Source organism: Arthrobacter sp. efr-133-R2A-63 (assembly GCF_030209795.1).
Classification (GTDB): domain Bacteria; phylum Actinomycetota; class Actinomycetes; order Actinomycetales; family Micrococcaceae; genus Arthrobacter; species Arthrobacter bambusae_A.
Window position 1 is genome coordinate 21,208 of the sequence record NZ_JARVRG010000009.1, and the last position, 24,002, is coordinate 45,209.

Annotated in this window: 19 protein-coding genes; 14 read left to right on the plus strand and 5 right to left on the minus strand. The window is 64.3% G+C overall.

Annotation, left to right across the window (positions count from 1 at the left end):
* The first annotated feature begins 38 nt into the window (after window positions 1–38).
* The 5 genes from QRN45_RS04255 (at window position 39) to QRN45_RS04275 (ending at window position 6,588) form a co-directional block, all read left to right on the plus strand.
* Window positions 39–497, plus strand: coding sequence for a MarR family winged helix-turn-helix transcriptional regulator (locus QRN45_RS04255; RefSeq protein WP_241708026.1), 459 nt, complete (start codon window positions 39–41; stop codon window positions 495–497).
* Complete coding sequence (locus tag QRN45_RS04260) at window positions 494–1,786, plus strand: MFS transporter (protein ID WP_241708027.1); 1,293 nt, start codon at window positions 494–496, stop codon at window positions 1,784–1,786. The genes QRN45_RS04255 and QRN45_RS04260 overlap by 4 nt, the downstream gene beginning before the upstream one ends.
* Before the next feature lie 85 nt (window positions 1,787–1,871).
* Complete coding sequence (locus QRN45_RS04265) at window positions 1,872–2,924, plus strand: 3-oxoacyl-ACP synthase III (RefSeq protein ID WP_241708135.1); 1,053 nt, start codon at window positions 1,872–1,874, stop codon at window positions 2,922–2,924.
* Window positions 2,918–5,614: an alpha/beta fold hydrolase gene (locus QRN45_RS04270; RefSeq protein WP_241708028.1), complete on the plus strand. Its 2,697-nt coding sequence runs from the start codon at window positions 2,918–2,920 to the stop codon at window positions 5,612–5,614. The genes QRN45_RS04265 and QRN45_RS04270 overlap by 7 nt, the downstream gene beginning before the upstream one ends.
* The gene (locus QRN45_RS04275) at window positions 5,611–6,588 is read left to right on the plus strand and encodes an NAD-dependent epimerase/dehydratase family protein (RefSeq protein ID WP_241708029.1); all 978 of its coding nucleotides are present in this window, start codon (window positions 5,611–5,613) and stop codon (window positions 6,586–6,588) included. Before QRN45_RS04270 ends, QRN45_RS04275 begins: the two co-directional genes overlap by 4 nt.
* Here the strand turns inward: QRN45_RS04275 and QRN45_RS04280 are convergent.
* Entirely contained in the window at window positions 6,585–6,707 is a 123-nt protein-coding gene (locus QRN45_RS04280; protein WP_264637437.1) for a hypothetical protein, read from the minus strand. The genes QRN45_RS04275 and QRN45_RS04280 overlap by 4 nt on opposite strands.
* A 63-nt stretch (window positions 6,708–6,770) precedes the next feature.
* On the opposite strand from QRN45_RS04280, the gene QRN45_RS04285 reads away from it, so the two are divergent.
* A complete protein-coding gene (locus QRN45_RS04285; RefSeq protein WP_241708030.1) occupies window positions 6,771–6,962 on the plus strand; it encodes a hypothetical protein in 192 nt (63 codons plus the stop codon).
* Between the two features lie 36 nt (window positions 6,963–6,998).
* Here QRN45_RS04285 and QRN45_RS04290 read toward each other — a convergent pair whose 3' ends face one another.
* On the minus strand, window positions 6,999–7,856 hold the full coding sequence (locus QRN45_RS04290; protein WP_284762510.1) for a phosphatase PAP2 family protein: 858 nt from the start codon (window positions 7,854–7,856) through the stop codon (window positions 6,999–7,001).
* A 110-nt stretch (window positions 7,857–7,966) separates the two neighbouring features.
* Between QRN45_RS04290 and QRN45_RS04295 the strand changes: the two genes are divergently transcribed.
* On the plus strand, window positions 7,967–9,580 hold the full coding sequence (locus tag QRN45_RS04295) for a phospholipase D family protein (RefSeq protein WP_241708032.1): 1,614 nt from the start codon (window positions 7,967–7,969) through the stop codon (window positions 9,578–9,580).
* A gap of 384 nt (window positions 9,581–9,964) precedes the next feature.
* On the opposite strand, the gene QRN45_RS04300 is transcribed toward QRN45_RS04295, so the two are convergent.
* From QRN45_RS04300 to QRN45_RS04310, 3 genes are all read right to left on the minus strand, one after another.
* Window positions 9,965–11,188, minus strand: coding sequence for an amidohydrolase (locus QRN45_RS04300; RefSeq protein ID WP_241708033.1), 1,224 nt, complete (start codon window positions 11,186–11,188; stop codon window positions 9,965–9,967).
* A gap of 135 nt (window positions 11,189–11,323) precedes the next feature.
* Window positions 11,324–12,367 (minus strand): L-glyceraldehyde 3-phosphate reductase, encoded by a 1,044-nt coding sequence (gene mgrA / locus QRN45_RS04305; RefSeq protein WP_284762511.1) that lies wholly within the window; start codon window positions 12,365–12,367, stop codon window positions 11,324–11,326.
* 3 nt (window positions 12,368–12,370) lie between these two features.
* Window positions 12,371–14,863 (minus strand): beta-galactosidase, encoded by a 2,493-nt coding sequence (locus QRN45_RS04310; protein WP_241708034.1) that lies wholly within the window; start codon window positions 14,861–14,863, stop codon window positions 12,371–12,373.
* A gap of 118 nt (window positions 14,864–14,981) precedes the next feature.
* On the opposite strand from QRN45_RS04310, the gene QRN45_RS04315 reads away from it, so the two are divergent.
* From QRN45_RS04315 to QRN45_RS04345, 7 genes are read left to right on the plus strand one after another with little or no spacing between them, the layout of a single operon-like run.
* Window positions 14,982–15,980 (plus strand): LacI family DNA-binding transcriptional regulator, encoded by a 999-nt coding sequence (locus QRN45_RS04315; RefSeq protein ID WP_241708035.1) that lies wholly within the window; start codon window positions 14,982–14,984, stop codon window positions 15,978–15,980.
* 36 nt (window positions 15,981–16,016) lie between these two features.
* Window positions 16,017–17,675 (plus strand): ABC transporter substrate-binding protein, encoded by a 1,659-nt coding sequence (locus QRN45_RS04320; RefSeq protein WP_241708036.1) that lies wholly within the window; start codon window positions 16,017–16,019, stop codon window positions 17,673–17,675.
* Between the two features lie 15 nt (window positions 17,676–17,690).
* Window positions 17,691–18,683, plus strand: coding sequence for an ABC transporter permease (locus QRN45_RS04325; protein ID WP_241708037.1), 993 nt, complete (start codon window positions 17,691–17,693; stop codon window positions 18,681–18,683).
* On the plus strand, window positions 18,683–19,588 hold the full coding sequence (locus tag QRN45_RS04330; RefSeq protein WP_241708038.1) for an ABC transporter permease: 906 nt from the start codon (window positions 18,683–18,685) through the stop codon (window positions 19,586–19,588). The genes QRN45_RS04325 and QRN45_RS04330 overlap by 1 nt, the downstream gene beginning before the upstream one ends.
* Window position 19,589: 1 nt before the next feature.
* Window positions 19,590–21,506 (plus strand): ABC transporter ATP-binding protein, encoded by a 1,917-nt coding sequence (locus tag QRN45_RS04335; RefSeq protein WP_284762512.1) that lies wholly within the window; start codon window positions 19,590–19,592, stop codon window positions 21,504–21,506.
* A 31-nt stretch (window positions 21,507–21,537) separates the two neighbouring features.
* Window positions 21,538–23,418, plus strand: a complete 1,881-nt coding sequence (locus tag QRN45_RS04340) for a glycoside hydrolase family 3 protein (RefSeq protein ID WP_241708040.1) — start codon at window positions 21,538–21,540, stop codon at window positions 23,416–23,418.
* A gap of 28 nt (window positions 23,419–23,446) precedes the next feature.
* Window positions 23,447–23,986, plus strand: coding sequence for a hypothetical protein (locus QRN45_RS04345; RefSeq protein WP_241708041.1), 540 nt, complete (start codon window positions 23,447–23,449; stop codon window positions 23,984–23,986).
* Window positions 23,987–24,002 lie beyond the last annotated feature (16 nt).

The window sequence follows — 24,002 nt, forward strand, 5'->3', positions numbered from 1 at the left end:
GTCGCTAACCGTGGCTGGCGGCCACCCCTGGAGGCACCATGACTGACACCAACAAAGATTCCCCGCACCCGACGGATGACATCCAACCGGACGTGCTTGCGATCGATCTGCGGACTGCCGTGATGCGCACGTCCCGGCGGCTGCGGATCGAGGCGAGCGGCGATGTCCTCACGCCGGGCCAGTACACCGTCTTGGCGCACCTTCGGAGCGGCTCCCAGACCCTTCGGCAACTGGCCGAGCGGGAACATGTTCAGGCGCCGTCGATGACCCGGATCGTGAATTCGCTGACCGAAAAGGGATTTGCGTCGCGGTCAGCGGATCCGGTGGACGGCCGCCAGGTCCAGGTGGGAATCACTCCGGCCGGTGAGGAAGTCCTGGACGAGGCCCGGAGCCAGCGGACGGCGTGGCTGGCTCATCGGGTTGCCGGACTCAGTGAGGAAGAGCGCCTGACGCTCAGCCGCGCGGCGCACATCCTGCAGGAGTTGAGCGCACGATGAGCGCGATGTTCCGGGCATTGGAAAACCGCAACTACCGGTTATGGGCCTCGGGAGCCATGGTGTCCAACATCGGCACGTGGATGCAGCGGGTCGCGCAGGATTGGCTCGTGCTGACGGTCCTGACCAATCATTCCGGCACAGCCGTGGGTATTACCACGGGGCTGCAGTTCCTGCCCATGCTGTTGCTTGGTCCCTACGGGGGCGTGATTGCAGACCGATACCGCAAACTGAGGATCTTGCGGTGGACACAGTCGGCCATGGGCCTTTGTGGATTGCTTGTCGGGCTTCTGGTCCTGACCGGCTCGGCGCAGTTGTGGCAACTGTATGTGGCCGCGCTTTGCCTTGGAGTGGCCAGCGCCATTGACGGGCCGGCTCGCCAGGCCTTCGTTTCCGAACTCGTGGGGCAAGAGCATGTTGCAAATGCCGTGGCACTGAACTCTGCTTCCTTCAACACCGCCCGGCTCACTGGACCGGCCATCGCCGGGGTCCTGATCGCCTGGATCGGCACGGGACCCGTCTTCCTGCTCAACGCGGCCAGTTTCGCCGCCGTCCTCGTGTCATTGTGGCGCATTCAGCCTTCCGCGCTGTTCCCCTCGGCACCGGCAGGCAACGGGAAGCATCCGGTGGTGGAGGGCCTTGGCTACGTGAGCCGACGCCCGGACCTGGTGCTCATTCTTGTCATGGTCGGGATCCTGGGGGCATTCGGCATGAATTTTCCCGTTACCAATGCGCTCATGTCCACGACGGCGTTCGGCATGGGGCCCGGGGAATTCGGCCTTCTGGGTTCCATCATGGCGGTGGGGACGCTGGCCGGGGCGCTCATGGCGGCCAGGAGGTCCGGTCCGCGGATGCGTTTTTTGCTGCTCGGGGCCATCACCATGGGCATCTTCACCCTCATCGGGAGTATCTCTCCGTCATTCTGGCTCTACGCAGCGTCGCTGATTCCGGTCGGCATCGGATCCATGACCTTCCTGAACAGTTGCAATACGAGTATCCAGCTCTCGGCGGAACCACAATTCCGGGGGCGCGTGCTGGCGCTGTACATGGCTGTCATGCAGGGTGGGACTGCCTTGGGCGCCCCACTCATGGGGTGGATCGGCACTGAATTCGGTCCGCGGTGGGCGGTGGCAGTCGCCGGTACTGTTGTGCTGTTGACCGCCTTCTGCGCAGTGATCGTGGTCAGCCGGAAAAACGACCTGACCTTTCGCAGCCAAGTCCGGACCGTCTTCGTGCGAATGGCTCACCGGGATCGAAATATTCACGACGCCGAAACCAAGGAAGCTGCGTAATTCCACACAAAATGCGCGGGATCCGCGGTTGGACGGGCATAGTTAAGCTCTTGGGCTTGCACTTATGGGTACAGTCACCGCATGGATGCAGCACGGATACGAACAGGGGCTTGACTTGGCAGGGAATGCAACCTTCAGGCACAGTAACACCGCGCTCCTCTCGGTGAGCTGTATCGAGGCTCCGAGGATCGTGAGTTCCACGGATTTCGACCGCAGGTTGGCTTCAACGCTGCAGCGGTTGAAGTTCCCGCCGCGGCTGCTTGAGCGCGTGGCCGGCATCACGCACCGCCGCTGGTGGGCCGCCGGGACATCATTCGATGACGCAGCGGTCGAAGCCGGCGCGAAGGCCTTGGCAGAGGCCGGCGTCGAAGCGTCCGAAATCGGCCTGCTGATCAATACTTCGGTCACGCGGCGCAATCTCGAACCATCCGTGGCGGTGAAGATCCACCACGAACTCGGCCTGCCGTCGTCGGCCATGAACTTCGACCTGGCCAACGCCTGCCTTGGATTCGTGAACGCCTTGATCCTGGCGGCCAACATGATCGACTCCGGACAGATCAAGTACGCGGTCATCGTCAACGGCGAGGACGCCCAGGTGACCCAGGAAGCCACACTGGCCCGATTGCAGCGGCCTGAGACCACCCGTGAAGACTTCGGCCGGGAGTTCGCCACCCTCACGCTCGGTTCCGGAGCTGCCGCAGCAGTCTTGGGCCCCGCGGACGAGCACCCCGGGGCGCATCGGCTTATTGGCGGCGTGATGCGTGCCGGCACGGAACACCACGAATTGTGCGTGGGAGGCATCGACGGAATGACCACCGACACGAAAGGGCTGCTCGATGGCGGCCTCCAGCTGGTCGTCGACGCCTGGCAGGAAGCCCAGCCGGAGTGGGACTGGGCCGCCATGGACCGCTACGTCACGCATCAAGTCAGCAATGCCTACACCCAAGCGATCATCAATGCCATTGATCTGGACGCGGACAAGGTTCCGATCACGTTCCCGCACTGGGGCAACGTTGGCCCGGCCTCGCTCCCGATGACCCTGGCAGCCGAGGCGCAGTCGCTGAGCTCCGGAGACCGTGTGTTGTGCATGGGTGTTGGTTCAGGGCTGAACGCGGGAATGGTGGAAATCGTTTGGTAGCCACCCTCTGGCCCGGGGTCGATCCGGAGTGGTCCCGGACAATCGGCGTCCCGTCCACTTCCGCCGTCGATGCGCCAGGCACCGTGCGCCGCTGGCACGTGTTGGACAACGGCGCCCAGCTCTCCCGCCGCGGCCTGGCTCCCGCCGGCACCCTGCTGTGCGTGCACGGCAACCCCACATGGTCTTATCTGTGGCGGACCCTGCTGGCCGCCGGATCGGACGCGGCCCATCCGTGGCGGGTTGTGGCGGTAGACCAACTGGACATGGGCTACTCCGAGCGCAGCGGCACCTTCCGGCGCCTGGCGGACCGGATCAACGACCTGGGCGACCTCACGGACGCACTGGACCTGGACGGCCCGGTGGTGACGGTGGGTCACGACTGGGGCGGCGTCATCAGCCTGGGCTGGGCACTGGCGCACCCGCGGCAGGTCAAGGGCGTGGTGCTGACCAACACCGCCGTGCATCACCCCTCCGATTCGGCAATCCCGCCAGCCCTCCGGCTTGCCTTGCACCCGCTCGTTCACCGGTGGGGCACGACGACGTCGGACGCCTTTCTGCGGGTGACACACTCGCTGGCGAACCCGCCGCTGCCCGCCGACATTCGAGACGCCTACATGGCCCCCTACCGCGGAGCCTCCCGCCGGGCCGGGGTAGGGAACTTTGTGGCGGATATTCCCGCGGATGCTTCCCATCCGAGCTTCCCTGCGCTCACATGCGTCGCGGAAGGGTTGCGCGGGCTGAAGGTCCCGGCCCTGATGCTCTGGGGCCCCCGGGATCCCATCTTTTCCGACCGGTACCTCAAAGACCTCATCACGCGGCTTCCGCACGCCGACGTGCACCGCTTCGAAGGCGCGGGACACCTCGTGGCGGAAGACCGGGACATTGCCACACCTGTCTTCCAGTGGCTTGCCGAGCACGGGGGTGTGAGTGCAAGCCAGCCTGACACAGTCGAAGAGCCAACGAGCGGCGGTCACGGGCGGAACGGTGCGGCCGAGCGCTCGCAGGCGGGTTTCCGGGCGCTTTGGGAATCGCTCGGCGAGCTCGCGACGGGACCGGCGAATGAAGATATCGCCGTTGCGGAAATGGCTCCGGACGGCAGCGTCGGCCGTTCCCTCAGCTGGCAGCAGCTGGACCGGAACATCCTTGACCTTGCGTCGGGGTTGCGGGAAGCCGGGGTAGGGAACGGCAGCAGGGTGAGCCTGATGGTTCCGCCCGGAGTGGACCTGACCGTAGCCCTCTACGCGTGCTTGCGGATCGGCGCGGTAGTGGTCGTGGCCGACGCCGGATTGGGAACCAGAGGCCTGAGCCGGGCGCTGAAGGGCGCCACCGCCGATTTCCTCATCGGAATCGACAAAGCGCTGGCAGCCGCCTCGGTGCTCGGCTGGCCGGGACGGCGGATCAGCGTCCGGGACCTACCGGCTGCCCGCCGCCGGATCCTGGGTGTCGAAACCTCTCTCACCGCCCTGGCCGGGCTCGGTGCCAAGCATGGTTCAGGGTTGCCCGTGCACATTGTGGACCCGGATGCGCCGGCCGCCGTGCTCTTCACCTCAGGCTCCACCGGTCCGGCGAAAGGCGTGCTCTATACGCACAGGCAGCTGGCCGCGATGCGCGATACGCTGGCCGAAACTTTCGGGATCGGTCCCGGTGCCCGGCTCGTGGCGGGTTTCGCCCCGTTCGCCCTGCTGGGGCCCGCGCTCGGAGCTGTTTCGGTGACGCCAGACATGGACGTTACTGCGCCCCGCACCTTGACGGCCCGCGCGCTGGCGGACGCAGCAGCGGCCATCGACGCTACCGTCGTCTTCGCTTCTCCGGCTGCGCTGCGCAACGTCCTTGCCACCCGGGATGACGTGAGCGGGGCAGGGCATCCAGCCCTGGAAGGTGTCGGGTTGCTTCTCTCTGCCGGCGCGCCCGTCCCGGAACGGCTCTTGGCGCAGGTGCAGCAGCTGCTGCCCCGGGCTTCGCTGCATACCCCGTACGGGATGACCGAGGCGCTGCCTGTCACCGATATCAGCCTCGAACAAATCCAGGCCGCCGACGCCGAAGCCGCCGCCGGTACGGTTGCGGGAGCAGGCAACGGCGTGTGCGTCGGGAAGCCCGTGCATGGCGCCAGAGTGGCCGTCGTCCCACTGGCTGCGGATGGGACCGCACCTGGATCCCATGCAGTGACGGAAGCTGGCGTGACCGGGGAAATCCTCGTCAGCGCCGCACACGTCAAGGAAGCCTACGACAGGCTGTGGTTGACCCAGCGGGGGAGCATCAGCCCGCCCGGATGGCACCGCACCGGCGACGTGGGCCACTTCGACGACGCCGGACGGCTCTGGGTGGAAGGACGTCTCGCCCATGTCGTGACGGCGCCCGGGGCGGTGGTGACGCCCGTGGGTGCCGAACGGGCGATCGAAAGCCTCAACTGCGTCCGGCTGGCCGCCATCACCGGCGTCGGACCGGCGGGGACCCAGGCCGTCGTCGCCGTCGTCGAGACTGTCCCTCCCTCCCGCAAAGCCGGCCTTGCTGCGCCGGCGCTCGCCGCACGTGTCCGCGAGGCAGCCCTTGAGGCTGGCGTCATGGTCTCCGCTGTGCTCGCGGTCCCCGCGCAGCCCACCGATATCCGACACAACGCCAAGATCGACAGGACCCGGCTGTCCCGCTGGGCTTCACGGGTGTTGGCCGGCGGCCGGCCTGGAGAGCCGTGAGGGTCCTCGTCACCGGCGCGAGCGGGCTGCTCGGACGGGAAGTTGCCCGGCTACTGGTCCGCCAAGGCCACGTCGTGGCCACGTTTCAGCGCCGTCCCTCAGGAGTCGACGGCGCGACGGACTTCCGCGGTTCCCTGACGGACGCTGCGGCACTCCGGAGAGCAGTCGAAGGCTCGGAGGGAATCATCCACCTGGCCGCGAAAGTATCCTTCACGGGCCGTGCAGCGGAGTTCGACGAGGTGAATGTCGAGGGGACCCGCAAGGTGCTCCATTCCGCCCGCGCGGCCGGGGTACGGGACGTAGTCTTCGTCTCCTCCCCGTCGGTGGCCAACTCCGGCACCTCGATCGTCGGGCTGGGGGCGGAGCCAGCCGATCCGCAGCATGCGCACGGCAACTACTCCCGCACCAAGGCCGAAGCTGAGTTGCTGGCGCTAGCAGCGGACGCTCCGGACTTCCGGGTCGCCGCGGTGCGCCCCCATATCGTTTGGGGCCCCGGCGACACCCAGCTCGTGGAACGGGTCCTGGCCCGGGCCAGCCGCAACCGCCTCCCGCTGCTCGACGCCGGTGCGGCCCTCATCGACACCACCTACGTGGACAACGCCGCCTCGGCCATCGTCGCCGCGCTGCACCGCATGGAACATGTCCATGGCCGATCCGTCGTCGTGAGCAACGGCGAGCCGCGCCCGGTCGGCGAACTGCTCGCAGGCATATGCGCAGCAGGGGGCGTCGCCGTGCCGTCGTGGACCGTGCCGGGTGCTGTGGCGCGGGCGGCGGGAGCCGTGGTGGAAAGGCTCTGGACCTGGACAGGGCGCCAAGAAGAGCCGCCGATGACCAGATTCCTCGCCGAGCAGCTCTCCACCGCCCACTGGTTCGACCAGCGCGAGACCCGGGAACTCCTCGACTGGACGCCCGCGGTCTCCCTTGATGAGGGACTGGCACGGCTGGCCGAGCACTATCGGGGCGCCGGGGGCTAAAGCCGGGGGTCGGACGTGAGCGCCCGGCCGTCGTCGAGCCGTCCTGCCAGGATCCGAAGGAGCTTCGGATCCGCCGCAGCGGTGAGCTTGAGGTCGTACCAGCCGCCCTGAGTCTGCATCACAACAGTCTTGGCCTGGCCCGGGTTGAGCGCGAGCTTCTGCGATCCGGCGCCACTCCGGGAATGAAGGTCAATCTCGACACACCGCTCAGCGAGGCGCTGGCGCGTTCCATGACCCGGACCCAGGACACCCGGTTCAGTCCGCTGCTGGTCACGGACAACGCCGGCGGCTTTGCCGGCGTGGCCCGCCTGGAACGGATGATCACCGCCCTCGACGAGGCGGACCCTGCCATGAAGGACCAACAGCACCCATGATGTGTTCCTGTCGCCCGGCCGCAGCGGGTCCGGCTTTCAACCGCCTGCGGTCCCGCCCAGGGAATGGCCCTGCTTCTCAGTCTTTCGGGCGGTGAGGTAAAGGCGATGCGCGGTGATGACCAGGACCAGCCAGGCGGCGCCAAGGGTCCACGCCGCCAGGACATCCGTGAGCCAGTGATGACCCAGGAACACGCGGCTCAGCCCAATGGTCAGGGCGAAGAGGGCAGCCCCGGTCACCGTCCAGGCGCGGGCCCGGCGGGAGCGGCAGCGCAGGATGATCAGATAGGCGACAATTCCGGCGATCACGAACGAGTTGAGCGAATGCCCGCTGGGAAACGACGGCGAATACTCGTAGGGCGGCACAGCGTCACTGAGCGGCGGCCGGGCCCGGCCGATGAGCTGCTTGCCGGCGACTGTCATGAGCAGGGAACCGGCCGCGGCTGTCACGATGAGGATCGCGGGGGTCCAGGAACGGCGCCGCAGAACCAGAACGGCCGTCGCGATCACCGCAAGGATCGGCATCCCGATTTCTCCACCCAGATCGGTGTATGCAGTGGCTGCCGCGTCCAGTGCGGGGCTGCGCAGGGTCATCGCTGCTTCAAGGACCGGGTGGTCCAGGGCGGCGACGCCATCTGCTTCTGTTACCGCCTCATATACAAGGCCTGTCGTGAAGGCCAGCAGTGATGCGACCACGGCTCCGGCAGCCAGGATCAGGATCAGCACGCCATAGGGGCCGAGCCGGGCGCTGACGCGTTGCGCGCGGGAGGCAAGCCACCTGCCGGCAGGGGTCTTCCACCGGGCAAGGTCGGCGTCACCGACGAACCGGTCGTCAGTGAGTTCGCCCGTGCCTCCGGCTGACTCGTTGTCCGACGTGCCTTCGGGGTGAACACCCATCGTCTTCCGCCTTCCAATGCGCATGGACTTGATCAGTAAGGTTACCTTCTATGCTGTTTGCAGACGGGACATTCGAGGATTGGCCTCCGGGCCCCCGGAAGGAGCACTGAGTGGACAACGACGCTGGTAGCTGGTTCCTGAGCCGCGCTGAGCGGGGGAATCTGGCCACGGAGGTGCACTCAGGCGGTGCGGGTTCTCCATCGTGGTCCGACGGCAACCTCGTGCGGCCCTTGATTCACGGATCGAGCTACTTTGCCCGATTGCATGAAGAGCTGACTGCCTTGCGGGCGGGAGACCGCGTGTGGTTCACCGACTGGCGCGGCGACGCGGACGAGCGGCTTCTGGAAGACGGGCCGACGATCGGTGACTTGCTGGCCGGGCTGGCCCGCTCCGGGGTGGAAGTGCGGGGCCTTGTCTGGAGATCCCACGGAGAACGGGTATCGGCCCCGATGAGCGGGCGATCCAACGAACTCCTGAGTCGCAAGATCAACGACGCCGGCGGAGAGGTGCTGTTGGATCAGCGTGTGCGCCTGTTCGGCTCCCACCACCAGAAGATGTTCGTCATCCGGCGTCGTGACGATCCGTCGCGGGACGTCGCGTTTATTGGCGGTCTCGACCTTTCGCACAGCCGCCGGGACGACGCCGGCCATACGGGGGACCCGCAGGCGGTGACCATGGATCCGTGGTACGGGAAACGTCCCCCGTGGCATGATGCCGCGCTCGAACTGCGTGGACCCGTGGTGGCGGATGTGCTGGCAGTGTTCGCTGAACGGTGGAACGACCCCCATCCATTGGACCGGCGCACCCCGTACCGGATGCTGCTGCAGTGCCTGGCCCGCATGCCCCGGCACCCCGAGCCGCTCCCTGCGGCTGCACCGCCGCCACCGGCGGCCGGCCCCCATTCCGTCCAGCTCCTGCGCACCTACGGGGTGAAACGTCCGCCGTTCCCGTTCGCGCCCGAAGGGGAACGCAGCATTGCCCGCGGCTACGCGAAAGCCTTCGCCCGCGCCCGCTCGCTGATCTACATCGAGGACCAGTATTTGTGGTCCGCAGAGGTGGCGGCCGGAATCGCAGCGGCCCTCGAACGGAACCCCGAGCTGAGGGTGATCGCCGTCGTGCCCCGCTACCCCGACTCCGACGGTTCGCTGATGGGGCCGGCGAGCCGGATCGGGCAAATTCGCGCCCTCAGGATGTTGCGTCGGACGGCACCAGACAGGGTCGGCGTGTTCGACCTGGAGAACAGTTCCGGAACGCCGATCTACGTCCACGCCAAGATCTGCATCATCGACGACATCTGGTTCACCTGCGGTTCAGACAATTTCAACCGCCGTTCCTGGACCACTGACAGCGAGCTCACCTGTGCCGTAGTCGACACGACTACCGACGAGGGGGAACTGCCTCGATCCGATAACGGCCGCGACGCTTCCCGCCCGTTGGCCAGCGGGCTCCGGCGCCAGCTCTGGGCCGAACACCTGGGCTTGGACCAGGACGATCCCGTGCTCCACGACCCGGCGGCCGGGCTCAAGCTATGGAACGCCGCCGCCGACATTCTGGACCACTGGCATGAATCCGGGCGCCGCTCGCCCCGCCCCACCGGAAACGTGCGGCACCACACCCCGGAACCCGTGCCGTCCCTCCAACGTCTGTGGGCGGATCCGCTCAGCCGCTTCGTCGTGGACCCGGACGGCCGTCCCCGCCGGCTGCGCGGCACTACCCGGTTCTAGCAAGGAAGCACCACAGCGCCACACCATAACTGATTGCGAACCATCTCTTTCGACGTGCCCATGGCCCTTCGGCGAATCCTGGCATAAGGTTTGACCCACTACCCGCTGGATGAGGTGAGGGAGAACCATGCCGCTTGCTCGTGCTGTACATCGAATGGCCGCTCATCGTGCCTGTGTCCCCGCCGCGCCCCCCAGGGTGCCGGCATGCGGGCGGTGCGGCCCGGGGTTTCCCCTGACATTCCATGAGTATGTTCCGGCGGTCTACGCCGTCGATGGCAGCGGATTGCGGCCCCCGTCGGCAAGCTACAGCTGCGCACGGTGCGGTACGAAGGACAGCCATCAGGTTCCGGCGGGCTGGGCCCCTCCCGAGTGGCAGTGGTACTCCTAAGCCAGATACGACAGCGCTGCAGCCACCTGGGTTTGGACGCCTAGGGACAGGGTCGGGTCGATCACCGGTGCGAAGAGCGGCGAGTGGTTGGCCGGTATGTCCCGGGCCACTGTCCCGCGTTCGACGGCGGCCCGGTAGCTTCCGGGGTCCACGCCGCCCAGGAGCCAGAACGTGTATGGCACGCCGAATGCGTCGGGAATGCGGCTGAAGTCCTCCGACGCTGTCTGCGGTATGGCCTGGCGCACGGAGTCCGCCCCGAAGCGGTCCAGGAATGCGGCCCGGACCTTCTCCGTTACCGCAGGGTCATTGCTGGTGAGCGGGAACTGGTCGTAGTACTCGAAATCGGGGTCGTGCGGCGATCCGGCGGCGGAGCACTCGCCCTTGACTATCCGCTCGATGGCCGCGAGCACGGACGCGCGGACCTGGGTATCGTACGTGCGGATGTTGAGCAGGAGGGTGGCGCGGTCGGGGATGATGTTCGCCGTCGCTCCGGCGTTGAGCGCCCCCACCGTGACAACCGCGAAATCGCCCGGCTTGGTCTCCCGCGAGACGATGGACTGCAGCCGTAGCACGATAGAGGAAGCCAGCACCACGGGGTCAACGGACATATGCGGCATCGAGCCGTGCGCGCCCTTCCCGTACACGGTGATCCTGAGCGAATCGGCGGCGGAGAGGACAGGCCCGGCCGTGGTGGCGACCATCCCCGCCGGGAGCGGCATCACATGCTGGGCGAAGGCGACGTCGGGCCGCGGCACTTTGGCGACGAGTCCGTCGTCGAGCATTGCTTGGGATCCGGCTCCGATCTCCTCCCCGGGTTGGAACAGCGCGATGTACGTCCCGGACCAGGCTGTGCGGGCGTCCGCCATGAGCTTGGCCGCGCCGAGCAGTGCGGCGACGTGAAGGTCGTGCCCGCACGCGTGCATGACCCCGTCCACGGCCGAGGCATAAGGCAGCCCGGTCGCCTCGGCGACGGGCAACGCGTCCGTGTCCGCGCGGGCAAGCACTGTTGGGCCGTCCCCGTTTGCAAGGATTCCGACGACGCCGGTGCCCCCGACGCGGGTTACGTCATAGCCGAATGCCGCGAGTTTGCCCTCGACGAGCTTTGAAGTCCCCTGCTCCTCAAGGCTCAGCTCGGGGTGCCTATGAAGATCGATGTACGTGTCCCGGATCCAGCCTAATTCTGCTTCAAGGCCTGCCAGGACTGTTTCGCAGCTGTTCATGGATCATCGCTCCCGGTAGAAGTTCGGAGCGCCTGGGCGAGGCGGCGCAACCAGGAAACCCAGCATAGACCCGGAAACCGAAGCAGGGGAGTGCTCTTCGGCCCCACAGGTTTCTGCCGGGTCGCGAGGCGTCCGTCAGCTGTGAGCGGGGACCCTGTCTCCTGTGAGGAGGGAGTCGATGGCCGCCAATTCCTCTGCCTGGAAATCAAGCGTGGCCACGGCGCCCACGTTGTCCTCCAGCTGCTTCACGCTCGAGGCACCGACCAAGGCAGACGCCACAGTCGCGCCCTTGTGCTGCTCGCGCAATACCCAGGCAATGGCCATCTGTGCAAGCGTCTGGCCGCGCCCGGCGGCGATGCCGGCGAGGTCGTGGACGAGCTTCTTTTTCTGCTGGGTGAACGACGTTTCGGAAAAGAACCCCGTGGCTGCGCGGGAATCCTGGGGGATGCCTTGCGTGTACCGCTCAGTGAGCAGGCCCCCTGCAAGGGGTGCGAACGCGATTGTCCCCGCGCCTTCGTCTTCCAGGACGTCCAAAAGGCTTGGTTCGCCCTTTTCGATCCAGCGGTCAACAATGTTGTAGTTCGGCTGGTGGATCACCATGGGAGTACCGAGTTCCCGGAGGATTCTGGCGGCTTTGACAGTGTATTCCGCCGAGTAGCTGGAAATACCCGCATAGAGGGCACGTCCCGATCGCACTGCGGTGTCCAGCGCAGCCATGGTTTCCTCGAGCGGGGTGTCGGGATCGAATCGGTGGCTGTAGAAGATATCGACGTATTCCAGCCCCATCCGTTTGAGCGACTGATCCAGGCTTGAGAGCAGGTACTTGCGGGAACCGCCATCCCCGTACGGTCCGGGCCACATGCGGTAGCCGGCTTTCGTGGAGATGATCAATTCATCCCGGAAGGGAGCGAAGTCTTCTTTCACGTGCCGCCCGAAGTTGGTTTCGGCCGAACCGTCCGGCGTTCCGTAGTTGTTGGCGAGGTCGAAGTGGGTTATCCCGAGATCGAAGGCACGGCGCAGGATCGCCCGCTGCGTTTCGAAGGGCTTTTCGTCTCCGAAGTTGTGCCAAAGCCCCAACGATACGGCCGGCAGGCGCAATCCGCTGCGGCCGATCCTGCGATAGGGCATGGCAGTCTGTCCGGCTGATGGGTATCGGTTCTCGGAAGGTTGGTACGACACGGGTCAGTGTTTCCTTTCTTGCACGGGGAGTTGAATGGTGGCGAACCGGCTCCGGTCCTCCAGCGGCCGCGACCCCGCCTGTGCGTCGAGTTCGACGATCGAACGGACACCGTCTTGTTCCAAGCACGCAAGGTTGTCGCCGTCGTGCAGGCGGAAGGTGAGTTCAGCGGCGGACGTGCCGACGAGCTCGGCGCTGGACCACAAAAGCCTGCGGCCGTTGCCGAGGTCCAGGTTGCGGCCGAGGAGCAAGCCGCTCCGGGCAGGGAGGCGGATCTTCGCGCCGCCAAACGCCGGCTGCTCGTCCACGGCCACGGTGGTGGTGACCGGATAGCTTGCAAGGTTGAAAATGTTCAGCAATTCGGACTGATCCGCGTCCGACACCTGTGTGTAGGCGATCAGGCCCGGGGCGGACTCTGAAAAGTGCACCCTTGCCGTGGCGTCCAGGCGCCGGAAAAGTTCCCGATGGACCTCAAGGTCGCAGGGATAGTCCGCTCCCCACACAATTGCCCGTCCCCGTCCGACGGCGACCTCGACGGCGCAAGGTTCTCCGGTCTGGACCTCCCTCAATAGGGTTGTGGACCCCTCGGCATCGTAGAGCTGCGCCGAACCCACCCGGACTTCCGCCCGGGAGGGCAGTCCCGTGCCGTCGACGATCTTGACGGACGGGTAATAGTCGGTGGTCATCCCGAAACCATCGATCCGGTGGGCCCCCACCTCGCCGCTGATCCCGATGCCCAAGGCATCGGAGAGGGCAGTGCAGGGGGCGCCGTCCAGGTCGTGGGTCGGCAGCACCCCGGCGACAAGCAATTTCCCTCCACTAAGGACAAACTCTCCAAGCCTGGACTGGACATCGGCGGCCATATAGTGACCGCTCGCGACCATCAGGGTGGTGGTCGATTCCGGTATTTCGCCTGCAGGATTCGCCGCGCCGAGTTCGGAAAGCGACGAGAGGTTCACCGCATTGAAATCCAGTGAGGACAGCGACATGGCACGGGCGAGGATGTCCCGAGGCCCCATGCCCCGGTAGCGTTCGTGGTCCTCCCGGATCTTCTTGCCGTAGTCGTCTCCTGGGACAAGATATTCGGTGAGGTACTGGTCTGGAATGAATCCCAGGCTTAGCCCTGTGCGCCTGGGTCGGCTGGTGCAGATCCAGCGCTCGTAGGCCCGGAGCGTCCGCGCGGCATCCTGGATGGCGAAGTAGTGGGGCGTCGTTTCGCCTTCAGGCGTGAGGGGCGCGGCGAAGCCGTGCCGTTCTCCGGTGAAGGCGACCCGGTTGTTGCCGTCACCGACCGGCGCTTCCAGAGGCTTGTTGCGGCCGCCCGCGAACAAGTAGTAGTTCAGCATCCGGTTGCCGAGGGCCACAGCAAGACGGGTCTTGAGATCGGTGGCGTTCGGGGAGGTCTGGTTGGCCAGGTCCTCTCCGTAGTCGCTGCTCCCGGTTTCGAATTCAAGCGCCGCCAAGGGCTGGTTGGCGGGCTGGGTGGCGTGCGCAAAGAGGTTTCCGGTGACGAAGTCCGGAAGGTTTCCCGTGGTCAGCTCACCCAGGTACATGTCCGAGCCCGCCAGGATGGACTCCTCGCCGGCCCAGGTCCCCAGGAGCTGGGAAATACCGATGGGGTAGGTGCGGCCACGGCCCGCTGATGTGCCGTGGATGTTGATCAGGAAGGGCAAGCCGGTGCAGCCGTGCTTCTCCGCGAGGCCGACGAGAACCCGGGAGTAGGCTCGAAAGCGATGCCGCGAAAACCGCGCCAGGTCAAGCGCCAGCCGATGCTCCGAGGCCGGGTCCGAGGCGCCTCCTGCCCCGCCCCCGCCTCTCTGCAGATGTGCTGCGGCGGCAGCAGGGTCCAAGGGAAGCAGGGGGTACCGTTCGGCCAACTCGGCGGTCCCGTATTGCGATGCCAGCCATGCCGCGAATTCGCGTGCCACGGCGGGGGAAAGATCCGGGGAGTTGGACACCCAGCTGAGCATGCCGATTTCGTTGTCCAGCTGGACGGCGATGACATTGCCGCCCCGGTCGATATGCCTTGCGGACAGTACCGGGACGATGGCAGCGAACCAGCCCTCCACTTCGGCCAGGAATTCCGGCGAGGAATAGTCCAGGGTCCGGGTCGGATTTTCCGCCCCTCCCCAGCTGCGGGCACGGGTTCCCTCGATGCCGTAGAGCCTGTAGGGAATGCCTTCGTTTTTCAGCTCTGCCATGATGAACGGGCCGGGCCGGGGAATGGCATACAAACCCACTTCCCGGGCCGTGTCCAGGAAAGCCCCGACATCTCGCCACTCCGCCGAAGTGCCTTCGACATCGATGGTTCCATCGGGAAGTTCATGGACAAGCCAGGGAATGTACGTGGCGACCGCGTTGGCGCCGGCTGCCGCCAGCTGCTCCAGCCGTCTACGCCATTCACTCCGCTCCAGCCGGAAGTAGTGGACTTCCCCGGCGATGACCAGCGTGGGCCTGCCGTCGATCACCACCTGTTGGCGAACAAATTCAACAGTCATCAAATCACTGGTTCCTCACGTTGCCGGATTGCCCCTTGGCAGGATGCCAAGTTCGCTTTATAGTCATGTAACCGGTTACATACTAGAGACGCAGATCACATTTTGAAAGGGGGTTGTCATGACGCCGTCGATCACGATCCGTGACGTAGCACGCAGGGCCGGGGTGTCAGTGGCCACAGTGTCACGGGTAACTTCCGGAAATGCCAAGGTTTCCGAGGACACACTCAACCGGGTCAACGCCGCCCTGACGAGCTTGGGCTACGAGCCCAGCCGGCTGGGCCAGGCCTTGGCGCTGAAGCGTCACAACGCCTTCGCGCTGGTGCTTCCGGGCCTGGGCGGCGCCTTGTTCGCCGGCCTGCTCAAGGGCTTCGAAGCCACACTTGCTGGGACCGGGATAACGTTCCACGTCCTCGTCGCCCAGGACCCAGACCGCTTCCAGACGCAGCTGAAGGATCTGTCAACAAGGGTGGATGGCATGTGCGTCTTCGGCTCATTCGCCGGAGATGGCATCGTGTCGACCATCGCGGACCGGATGCCGATTGTTCGCGTTGCCGGAAACCCCGACGCAGCCACTCACAGCGTCAACGTCACCAACTTCGAAGCAGCCCGGGGCCTGACGAGGCATCTGCTCGGGGAGCACGGCCTGCGTGACCTGCTCTTCCTGGGCGAAGCGGCCCAATCGCCGGATGTCCAACAGCGACTCCAAGGGTTCCAGGATGCCCTTGCCGAGGCCCAGGTGGAGGTTCGGCGCCCCGCTGAACCGTGCAGTCTCACCGAGGCGGGCGGCTTCAAGGCCATGCGGGCAATTCTGGATCGCGGCGGGCGCCCCGAAGGCCTCGTCTGCGCCACGGATGAAGTTGCCCTCGGAGCCCTTCTGGCCTGCTCGGCTGCAGGCATCTCGGTGCCTGGCGACCTCAAGATGACAGGGTTCGATGACATCGAGCTTGCTTCACTGATCACCCCTTCACTCACCACGGCCCGGCAGCCTTTCCATGACATCGGCGCGCGGTCGGCGGAAATCCTGTTGGAGCGCGCCCGGCCGGCCCTGCAGGGCACCGGCATGGAATCCATGTGCCTCCCTACGGAACTGATCATTCGCCAAAGCTGTGGATGTTGACGTCCACGGGTTCGGCCAGACTATTCAAGGAAGAATATGAAAAAAACCACCAAGATTGTCCTGATGTGCACGGGTTTTGCCATGGTTCTGACGGGGTGCAGCCCCACCCAGACCGTGAACAGCGGGACGTCGTCGGGCAACGCCGGGATGATATCCCAGTTGAATTTCGGTGACTTCGGGGGAGGCTCCAACCCTCAGGTCAACTTCAATCCCTTTTCTCCCAACAAACTCTCCGGCACCAACCTCATCTTCGAATCGCTGATGACCACAAACCACGCAAACTGCGACAGCGTACCGGATCTGGCAACCAAAATGACCTGGTCCCAGGACTCCAAGACACTCACTTTCGACATCCGCGACAACGTCAAATGGAGCGACGGCAAGGCTTTCACCGCGGACGACGCCGCCTTCACGTTCAACCTCATGAAGAAATACCCGGCCATCGACAGCTTCGGGCTCTGGAAAGTCCTCACCGACGTCAAAGCCACTGGGAACACCCTCGTGATGAGCTTCAACACTTCAGGCATCCCCTTCCAGCAGCAGATCACCGAACAGATGATCGTTCCGCAGCATATATTCGAAACCGCCGGCGATCCGAAGACCTTTGTCAACGGGACCGCTATCGGAACCGGCCCGTACGTTCTGGGCACATTCAACCCGCGCCAGCTGACCATGAAGCGCAACGCCGACTACTGGCAGGCGGACAAGATCAAGGTCGAACAGATCCAGTACACCAAGGCCGACGGCGGCGGCCAGGTCGACCAGCTCAAGCTCGCCAACGGCGGCTACGACACGAACGCGATGTTCATTCCCCAGGTCGAGCAGGCTTACGTACAGAAAGATCCGGCCCACAACAAGTACTGGTTCCCTGCCGGATCATCGATCACCCTGGACATGAACCTGACGAAGAAGCCGTTCAACGACGTGAACTTCCGCAAGGCGATCTCGGGCGGGATCGACCGCAAGGCCATGATTGACAAGGCCGAGCTGGGATATGTGACCCAGGCCAGCCAAACGGGGCTGAAGCTTCCAATCCAGGATTCTTGGCTTGATCCTTCGGTCGCAGACAAGGGTATGGTCGCTTTCGACGCTTCCAAGGCCGACGCGGCACTCACCGCTGCGGGCTACACCAAGGATTCCTCGGGAACCCGTCTCGGCCTGGACGGGAAACCGTTGACCATGTCCTTCAAAGTCCCGCAGGGCTGGAACGACTGGGTCCAGGCGGCCGGATTGCTGCAGAACGACATGAAGAACCTTGGTATCTCGGTGGACGTCCAGACTCCGGCTCCATCAGTGGTTGAGGATGCCCGGGCCACCGGCAACTATGACATGGTGTTCGGCGTGCAGGGCGGGGAATGCAACATGTACCGCAATTTCGCCTTCCCGCTGGGAAGCAGCTTCAGCGCACCCGTGGGACAGAAGGCGTCCAGCAACTTTGCCCGCTGGCAGGACCCGCAGACCGACAAGCTCCTCGGCGAGCTCGCCGCCGCCCCGGATGCCGATAGCCAGCACAAGATCGTCAGCCAGATCCAACAGATCATGGTTAACCAGGTTCCGATGATCCCGCTGTGGTACGGCGCCGTGTGGTTCGAGTACCGGACGGCCAACGCCGTGGGCTGGCCCAGCAAGGATGATCCCTACGCCTATCCAGGAGATCAGCTGCTCTGGCTGACGCACCTGACGCCGGCCAAATAGCGGTATCGGATCCAGATGCTTTACTTCCTGCGTAAGACGGGATTGTTTGTGCTGACCCTCTGGGCTGCAGTGACGCTGAATTTTCTGATTCCGCGCCTGCAGCCCGGAGATCCGGCCGAAGCAATCGTCCAGAAACTTGCCGGCCAGGCCCAACAAGTCGATCCGGAACAGATCCGCGCCATCCGCCTCATGCTTGGCGTGCCCGACACCTCGCTCTGGAACCAATACTGGGACTATCTGAACGCGCTGGTGCACGGAAATTTCGGCCTGAGCTACGGATACTTTCCATACTCGGTGACACACATGATTGCCGAGGCGCTTCCCTATACCTTGACCCTGGTGGGAGTCACCCAAATCATCGCGTTCGTTGCGGGCACAGGCCTTGGGGCCTGGGCCGCCTGGCGGCGCAATACCAAAATCGACTCATTCATTTCCTTGGGGTCCACGTTCCTGAGCACCCTGCCGTTCTTCTGGATCGCGCTGATGCTGATTTACGTCTTGGCGAACACGCTTCACTGGTTCCCCGAAGGCGGCGCCTACAGCGGAGAAATCGTCCCCGCATTCTCCAGTGGCTTCGTTGCCGACCTTGCTTACCACGCGGTACTGCCGGCGCTTGCACTGCTGATCACCGGCTCCATCGGATGGATCCTGGGTATGCGCAACAACATGGTGCAATCGCTCGGAAGCGACTACACCCGCCTCGCCGTCGCGAAAGGCCTCAAGGAACGGCGCGTCGCCTGGACCTACGCGGCCAGGATCGCCCTGCTGCCCAACTTCACCGGCTTTGCCATTTCCCTCGGCGGCGTCTTCGGCGGCACCTTGATCGTTGAGCAGATCTTCTCCTATCCCGGGATGGGAAAACTCATGTACGACGCCATAGGCAACAGGGATTTCCCGTTGCTTCAGGCGATTTTCCTCATCACTACAGTGGCGGTCCTGCTGGCCAACTTCCTGGCTGACGTGCTCGTCGGTGTCCTTGACCCCCGCGTTAGGAGGCAGAGTTCATAATGACCGAAGTAGAAACCCTGGTCCCCAGGGAAACTCCCCCCGACCGGCCGGCGAAAACCGTCAAACGCCGCAACGGCTGGCAGGTCGTCTGGTCAAACGGCAAAGCGCGAACCGGAATCGTCATTCTGGCGCTGTTCGTGGCGGTGGCCGTCTGTGCTCCCGTGATAGCCCCGTTCAACCCTAAAGACTCGACTCTGCCCCCTGGTTTGCAGCCAGGTGGCGCCTACCTCCTGGGTACCACCAACCTGGGCCAGGACATCTTTTCCCAACTGGTGTACGGCGCCCAAGTTTCCTTGATTGTCGGGTTGTTGGCAGGCGTCGTGGTCACACTGATCGCGTTGGTCATCGGCCTGGTCGCAGGCCTGCTCCAAGGGGTCGTGGATGAGATCCTGAGCTTCTCCATCAACCTGGCGCTCGTGGTCCCTGCCCTGCCGCTCATGGTGACCATCGCAGCCTATTCACCGGTTCACGGCCTGTCCCTGATCATCTTCGTGATCGCCCTGACAGGTTGGGCCTGGGGCGCCCGGATGAAGCGCGCCCAGGTCCTGCTGTTGCGAAGCCAGGACTTCGTGACAGCGGCACGGTTTTCCGGCGACGGGCTGTGGCGCATCGTCTTCCGCGAACTCGTGCCCAACATGGTCTCGCTGGTGGTGGCTGGATTCATGGGCGCTGCCATCGGGGCGATTGGCGCCGAGGCGGGGTTGTCCTTCCTTGGCTTGGGCGACCCGTCCACGGTGAGCTGGGGGAGCATGTCCTACTGGGCAAACTCGAACGGGGCCATGTTGACCGGGCAATGGGCCTGGCTCCTTGCCCCCGGCCTTGCCCTGTCCTTGCTCATCACCGCGCTCACGCTGATCAACTTCGGCATTGACGCGCTATCGAACCCGCAATTGCGTGAGGAATAAGATGCCCGCCGCGAACAGCATTGATGAACCGATCCTGACCGTCAAGGATCTGAATATTTCCTTTGTCTCCAAGTACCGGGATGACCGCCAGGTCATCCGCAATGTCGGGTTCGAGATCCGTCCTGGCGAATTCGTTGGTCTCCTTGGCGAATCCGGATCAGGCAAATCCACCCTTGGCAACGCCATTCTGAATCTCCTCACTCCCACAGCGAGGGTTACTTCCGGAGAGCTGCTGTACAGAGGCAGGAACCTTTTCACCATTCCGGCGGAAGACCTGCGGATCCTGCGGTGGTCTGAAATCTCGACCGTCTTCCAGTCCTCCATGGCGTCTTTGAACCCGGTGATGACTGTGCGTGCCCAGATGGAGGACGTCTTTGCCGCCCACCGTGGTGCCTCTGGCGCGAAACGGGAGATGACGGTTGAAAAATCCCTCGACTTGGTGAGCATCGACCACAAATACCTCGACTTCTATCCCCACCAGCTCTCCGGCGGAATGAAGCAACGCGTCGCTTTGGCGATGTCCGTGCTCCTGTCCCCGGACCTTATCGTCTTCGACGAACCCACCACGGGGCTGGACGTCGTGGTCCAGAAGTCAATCTTGTCCAGGCTGAAGACCTTGCAGGAGAGCATGAAATTTGCTGTGCTCTTCATCAGCCACGACCTGGGCACGGTTATGGAAATGGCCGACCGGGTGATGATCATGTATGCCGGGGAGGTTGTCGAAAATTCCCCGGCAGCCGATGCGTTGTCCGGAGTGGCCCATCCCTACACGATCGGGCTGCTCGGTTCCTACGCCGACCCTCGCGACGCGGAGATCAATATCCGATACATACCGGGCCGCCCGCCGAGCCTTGACTCGGTTCCGGTCGGTTGTGCTTTTGCGGACCGGTGCGGCCTGGCCACGCAGGAGTGCCGGGAACCAAAGATTCCGACGGCGGAAATCGACTCCCCGGCGGGACACCGCTCCATCAAATGCGTGCTCTTCGGATCCGAAACCAGTGATCCATTGCCCGCACCGACGATCTTCGACGAGGTCGGCCAACAGATCGACGTCCATCACGCAGCTCTTGGCGCCGGCGAAGTGGTCTGCAGGGTCGAGGACCTGAACAAGACCTACTCGACGCGCAAGGGCCTGAAACACACCGAGAACCACGCTGTAATAGGCGTCGGTTTCGAGCTCAGGAAAGGCTCGGTGACGGCCCTTGTTGGACAAAGCGGATCGGGCAAGACCACTATCGGGCGGATTCTCACTGGCGTTGAAAAGCCCAGTTCGGGAGCGGTCACCGTTGCCGGCGTGGATGTCGGGTCGCTGAAGCGTCGGACCCTCCGGAACTACCGGAGCAAAGTCCAGCTGATTTTCCAGGACCCGTTCCAGGCGCTCAACCCGGCTTCCTCCGTTGGCTACGCCATCTCCCGGCCCCTCGTGAATCACAGAAAACTTCGGGGGAGCGAAGTGCGTGAGGAGGTGGACAGGATTCTGGGCCAAGTCGGACTGACACCGCCTAGCGAATATCGTGACCGGCTGCCCCACGAGCTCTCCGGCGGCCAAAGACAGCGGGTGGTCATCGCACGAGCCCTGGCCGCGCAGCCTGAGATTATCGTCGCCGACGAACCCATTTCCATGCTCGATGTGTCCATTCGTGCCGAGATCCTCCAGGTCCTCAACGAACTCACACGTTCCAACGGCATCGCCATGCTCTACATCACCCATGACCTGCTCAGCGCACGATTGATCGCGGACGAAATACTCGTCCTCCACGAAGGGAAGATCGTCGAGACGGGCAGCACGAACCAAGTGCTCACCCAGACCCGCCATGACTACACCAAATTGCTCCTGTCCTCGATCCCGAATCCCTGGCAATCCCGTCGAAACGTCCCTTCGATTCCCGCAGCCTCAAGTACTTCTGCCCGGGCCTAGCGCCTGAAATTCAACAGAAAGCCATCAACTTATGATTCCCACCACCGGCCTGCAGACCCTCACCGCCCCTGACGGAACAAAGTTCCGGGACCTGAACGGCAACGGGGTCATGGACCCCTTCGAGAACCCGCACCTCAGCGCTGAAGAGCGCGTGGCGGACCTGATACCAAGGCTCAGCCTCGAAGAGAAGGCCGGCCTCATGTTCCACACAGTGATCGAGACCGGCCCCGAAGGCACACTCCTTGAACGGCCAGGCAACATCAGCAAATCCGCCACGAGCGTCGTGATCCTCGACAAGAAAATGAACCACTTCAACGTTCATGCCCTCGGAACTCCGAGGGAAGCCGCGCGCTGGAGCAACGCTCTCCAGAAGCTCGCGGAAGGAAACCCCCACGGTATCCCGGTCACCATCTCCACGGACCCCCGCCACGCCTTCATCGAAAACTCCGGCGTGTCCTTCAAAGCCAACCATTTCTCGCAATGGCCCGAACCAATCGGACTGGCCGCCACGGGTGACCGGGCGCTAATCCGGCGCTTCGCCGACATAGCGCGGCAGGAATACACCGCCGTCGGCATTCGGGCCGCGCTGCACCCGACCGTCGACCTCTCCACGGAACCGCGATGGGCGCGGCAGGCCGGAACCTTTGGACAGGACTGGCAACGGACTTCGGACTTCGCGACGGCCTATCTCGAAGGGCTCCAAGGCGGAAAACTTTCCGCGGACTCTGTTGCATGCACCACCAAGCACTTTCCCGGCGGAGGACCGCAGAAAGACGGCGAGGACGCTCACTTCCCCTACGGCCGCGAACAGACATACACCGGCGGCCGTTTCGGGGAACACCTGGAACCGTTCAAGACCGCGATCGCCCACAACACCAGCGCGATCATGCCCTATTACGGCATGCCGGTGGGCCTCGAAATCGACGGCGAACCCGTCGAAGAAGTGGGCTTCGGATACAACAAGCAAATCATCACGGGCCTCCTCAGGGAAAAGCTCGGCTACGACGGCGTGGTCCTCAGCGACTGGGAACTCGTCAACGACAACATCGTGGGGGATCAGGTACTGCCCGCGCGTGCCTGGGGCGTGGAGCACCTCACGGCACCGCAACGCATGCTCAAGATCCTCAACGCCGGCGTCGACCAGTTCGGCGGGGAGGAATGCACCGGGCTGCTCATCGATCTTGTCCGGGAAGGGCTCGTCGATGAAGGGCGTCTCGACGAGTCGGTCCGAAGGCTCTTGCTGGTGAAGTTCCGATTGGGACTCTTCGACAACCCCTACGTGGACGAGGATGCCGCCGCCGAAACAGTCGGGAACCCGCGGTTCCAGCAGGAAGGGCACAACGCACAGGCCCAGTCGGTGACAATCCTGACCAATCAATCCACCGGGAACGGCCAGTCCCTCCCCATGCGCCCGGGACTGAACATCTATCTGGAAGGGATGAACCCTGCCAGTCTGGAGGGATTCGCCACCCCTGTCACTGATCCAGAATCAGCCGATGTGGCCATCGTCCGGCTCCACGCTCCCTGGGATCATCGCGATGATCTTTTCCTCGAAGCGTGGTTCCATGCCGGATCGCTGGAATTTCCCCCAGGACTCATCCACCGCCTGCGCACACTCGCCCAAAAGGTCCCCCTGATCATCGATGTCGCGCTGGACCGCCCCGCGATCCTGACCCCCCTCGTCGACATCGCAGCCGCCCTGACCGGCACCTTCGGAGTCTCGGACAAGGCATTCGTTGATGCAATCACCGGCGTCATCCCGGCCCGGGGGAGGCTTCCCTTCGAGATCCCCGCTTCCATGGACGGTGTCAGGACGTCGCGACCGGACGTTCCCGGAGACACCGGCGTACCGCTGTTTGCCTTCGACCACGGACTGGCCCTGCCGGTTCGCGACCTCCAGGTGAAGGCATGATGGCCCGGCCCGTGGGTCTCGCCGTACGATGCACACGAGCGTAAGCGGCCTGTCGGCGCATCCGGTCCGCAAGGCCGCCCAGTCAAGTCCCGTTTCGACGGACCTCGGCATTTTCGCGCCTCCCGCGCGCGGCCGGATGTACGGCATGGAGTTGGGTGCACATCACGAAGCGACGGTCCGACACCACGTCGAGAACTGCCTTGCGTCGTTCTGCGCCGCACTCGATGGAGGAGACGAGGACGCATTTTTGGAGCTCCTCGGGGGGACTCCAACCTCGCTCAACGGCGCCTTTCCGTCCGATGCGCCAGCTGACCTCAAGGAGCTCTACCGGGTTCTGGCGCCGCCTGTCCACCTTCGAAGTGTCCATGTTTTTCACAATCTTCAAATCCACGTCGAAGGAAGCGAGGCCCGCTACACGGCAATCTTTCAACGGTGGACCGCGGGAAGCAGTCCGAGTTGCCTCAATATCGGATACTTCTCCGGGAGCCTGACTGCCGGCCCGCAGGTCTGGTCCTGGACACGGCACGGCGTCACATCCACCGCGGCTGGGCGCCGAGAGGGCATCTGACGGCAGTCCGCAGTCC

Excerpts from the sequence above, each read along its gene's own strand:
- QRN45_RS04255 (WP_241708026.1), top strand. The coding sequence starts at position 39 with ATGACTGACACCAACAAAGATTCCCCGCACCCGACGGATGACATCCAA.
- QRN45_RS04260 (WP_241708027.1), top strand. The coding sequence starts at position 494 with ATGAGCGCGATGTTCCGGGCATTGGAAAACCGCAACTACCGGTTATGG.
- QRN45_RS04265 (WP_241708135.1), top strand. The coding sequence starts at position 1,872 with ATGCAGCACGGATACGAACAGGGGCTTGACTTGGCAGGGAATGCAACC.
- QRN45_RS04280 (WP_264637437.1), bottom strand. The coding sequence starts at position 6,707 with ATGCAGACTCAGGGCGGCTGGTACGACCTCAAGCTCACCGCTGCGGCG.
- QRN45_RS04285 (WP_241708030.1), top strand. The coding sequence starts at position 6,771 with ATGAAGGTCAATCTCGACACACCGCTCAGCGAGGCGCTGGCGCGTTCC.
- QRN45_RS04290 (WP_284762510.1), bottom strand. The coding sequence starts at position 7,856 with ATGGGTGTTCACCCCGAAGGCACGTCGGACAACGAGTCAGCCGGAGGC.
- QRN45_RS04300 (WP_241708033.1), bottom strand. The coding sequence starts at position 11,188 with ATGAACAGCTGCGAAACAGTCCTGGCAGGCCTTGAAGCAGAATTAGGC.
- QRN45_RS04310 (WP_241708034.1), bottom strand. The coding sequence starts at position 14,863 with ATGACTGTTGAATTTGTTCGCCAACAGGTGGTGATCGACGGCAGGCCC.
- QRN45_RS04315 (WP_241708035.1), top strand. The coding sequence starts at position 14,982 with ATGACGCCGTCGATCACGATCCGTGACGTAGCACGCAGGGCCGGGGTG.
- QRN45_RS04320 (WP_241708036.1), top strand. The coding sequence starts at position 16,017 with ATGAAAAAAACCACCAAGATTGTCCTGATGTGCACGGGTTTTGCCATG.
- QRN45_RS04325 (WP_241708037.1), top strand. The coding sequence starts at position 17,691 with ATGCTTTACTTCCTGCGTAAGACGGGATTGTTTGTGCTGACCCTCTGG.
- QRN45_RS04330 (WP_241708038.1), top strand. The coding sequence starts at position 18,683 with ATGACCGAAGTAGAAACCCTGGTCCCCAGGGAAACTCCCCCCGACCGG.
- QRN45_RS04335 (WP_284762512.1), top strand. The coding sequence starts at position 19,590 with ATGCCCGCCGCGAACAGCATTGATGAACCGATCCTGACCGTCAAGGAT.
- QRN45_RS04340 (WP_241708040.1), top strand. The coding sequence starts at position 21,538 with ATGATTCCCACCACCGGCCTGCAGACCCTCACCGCCCCTGACGGAACA.
- QRN45_RS04345 (WP_241708041.1), top strand. The coding sequence starts at position 23,447 with ATGCACACGAGCGTAAGCGGCCTGTCGGCGCATCCGGTCCGCAAGGCC.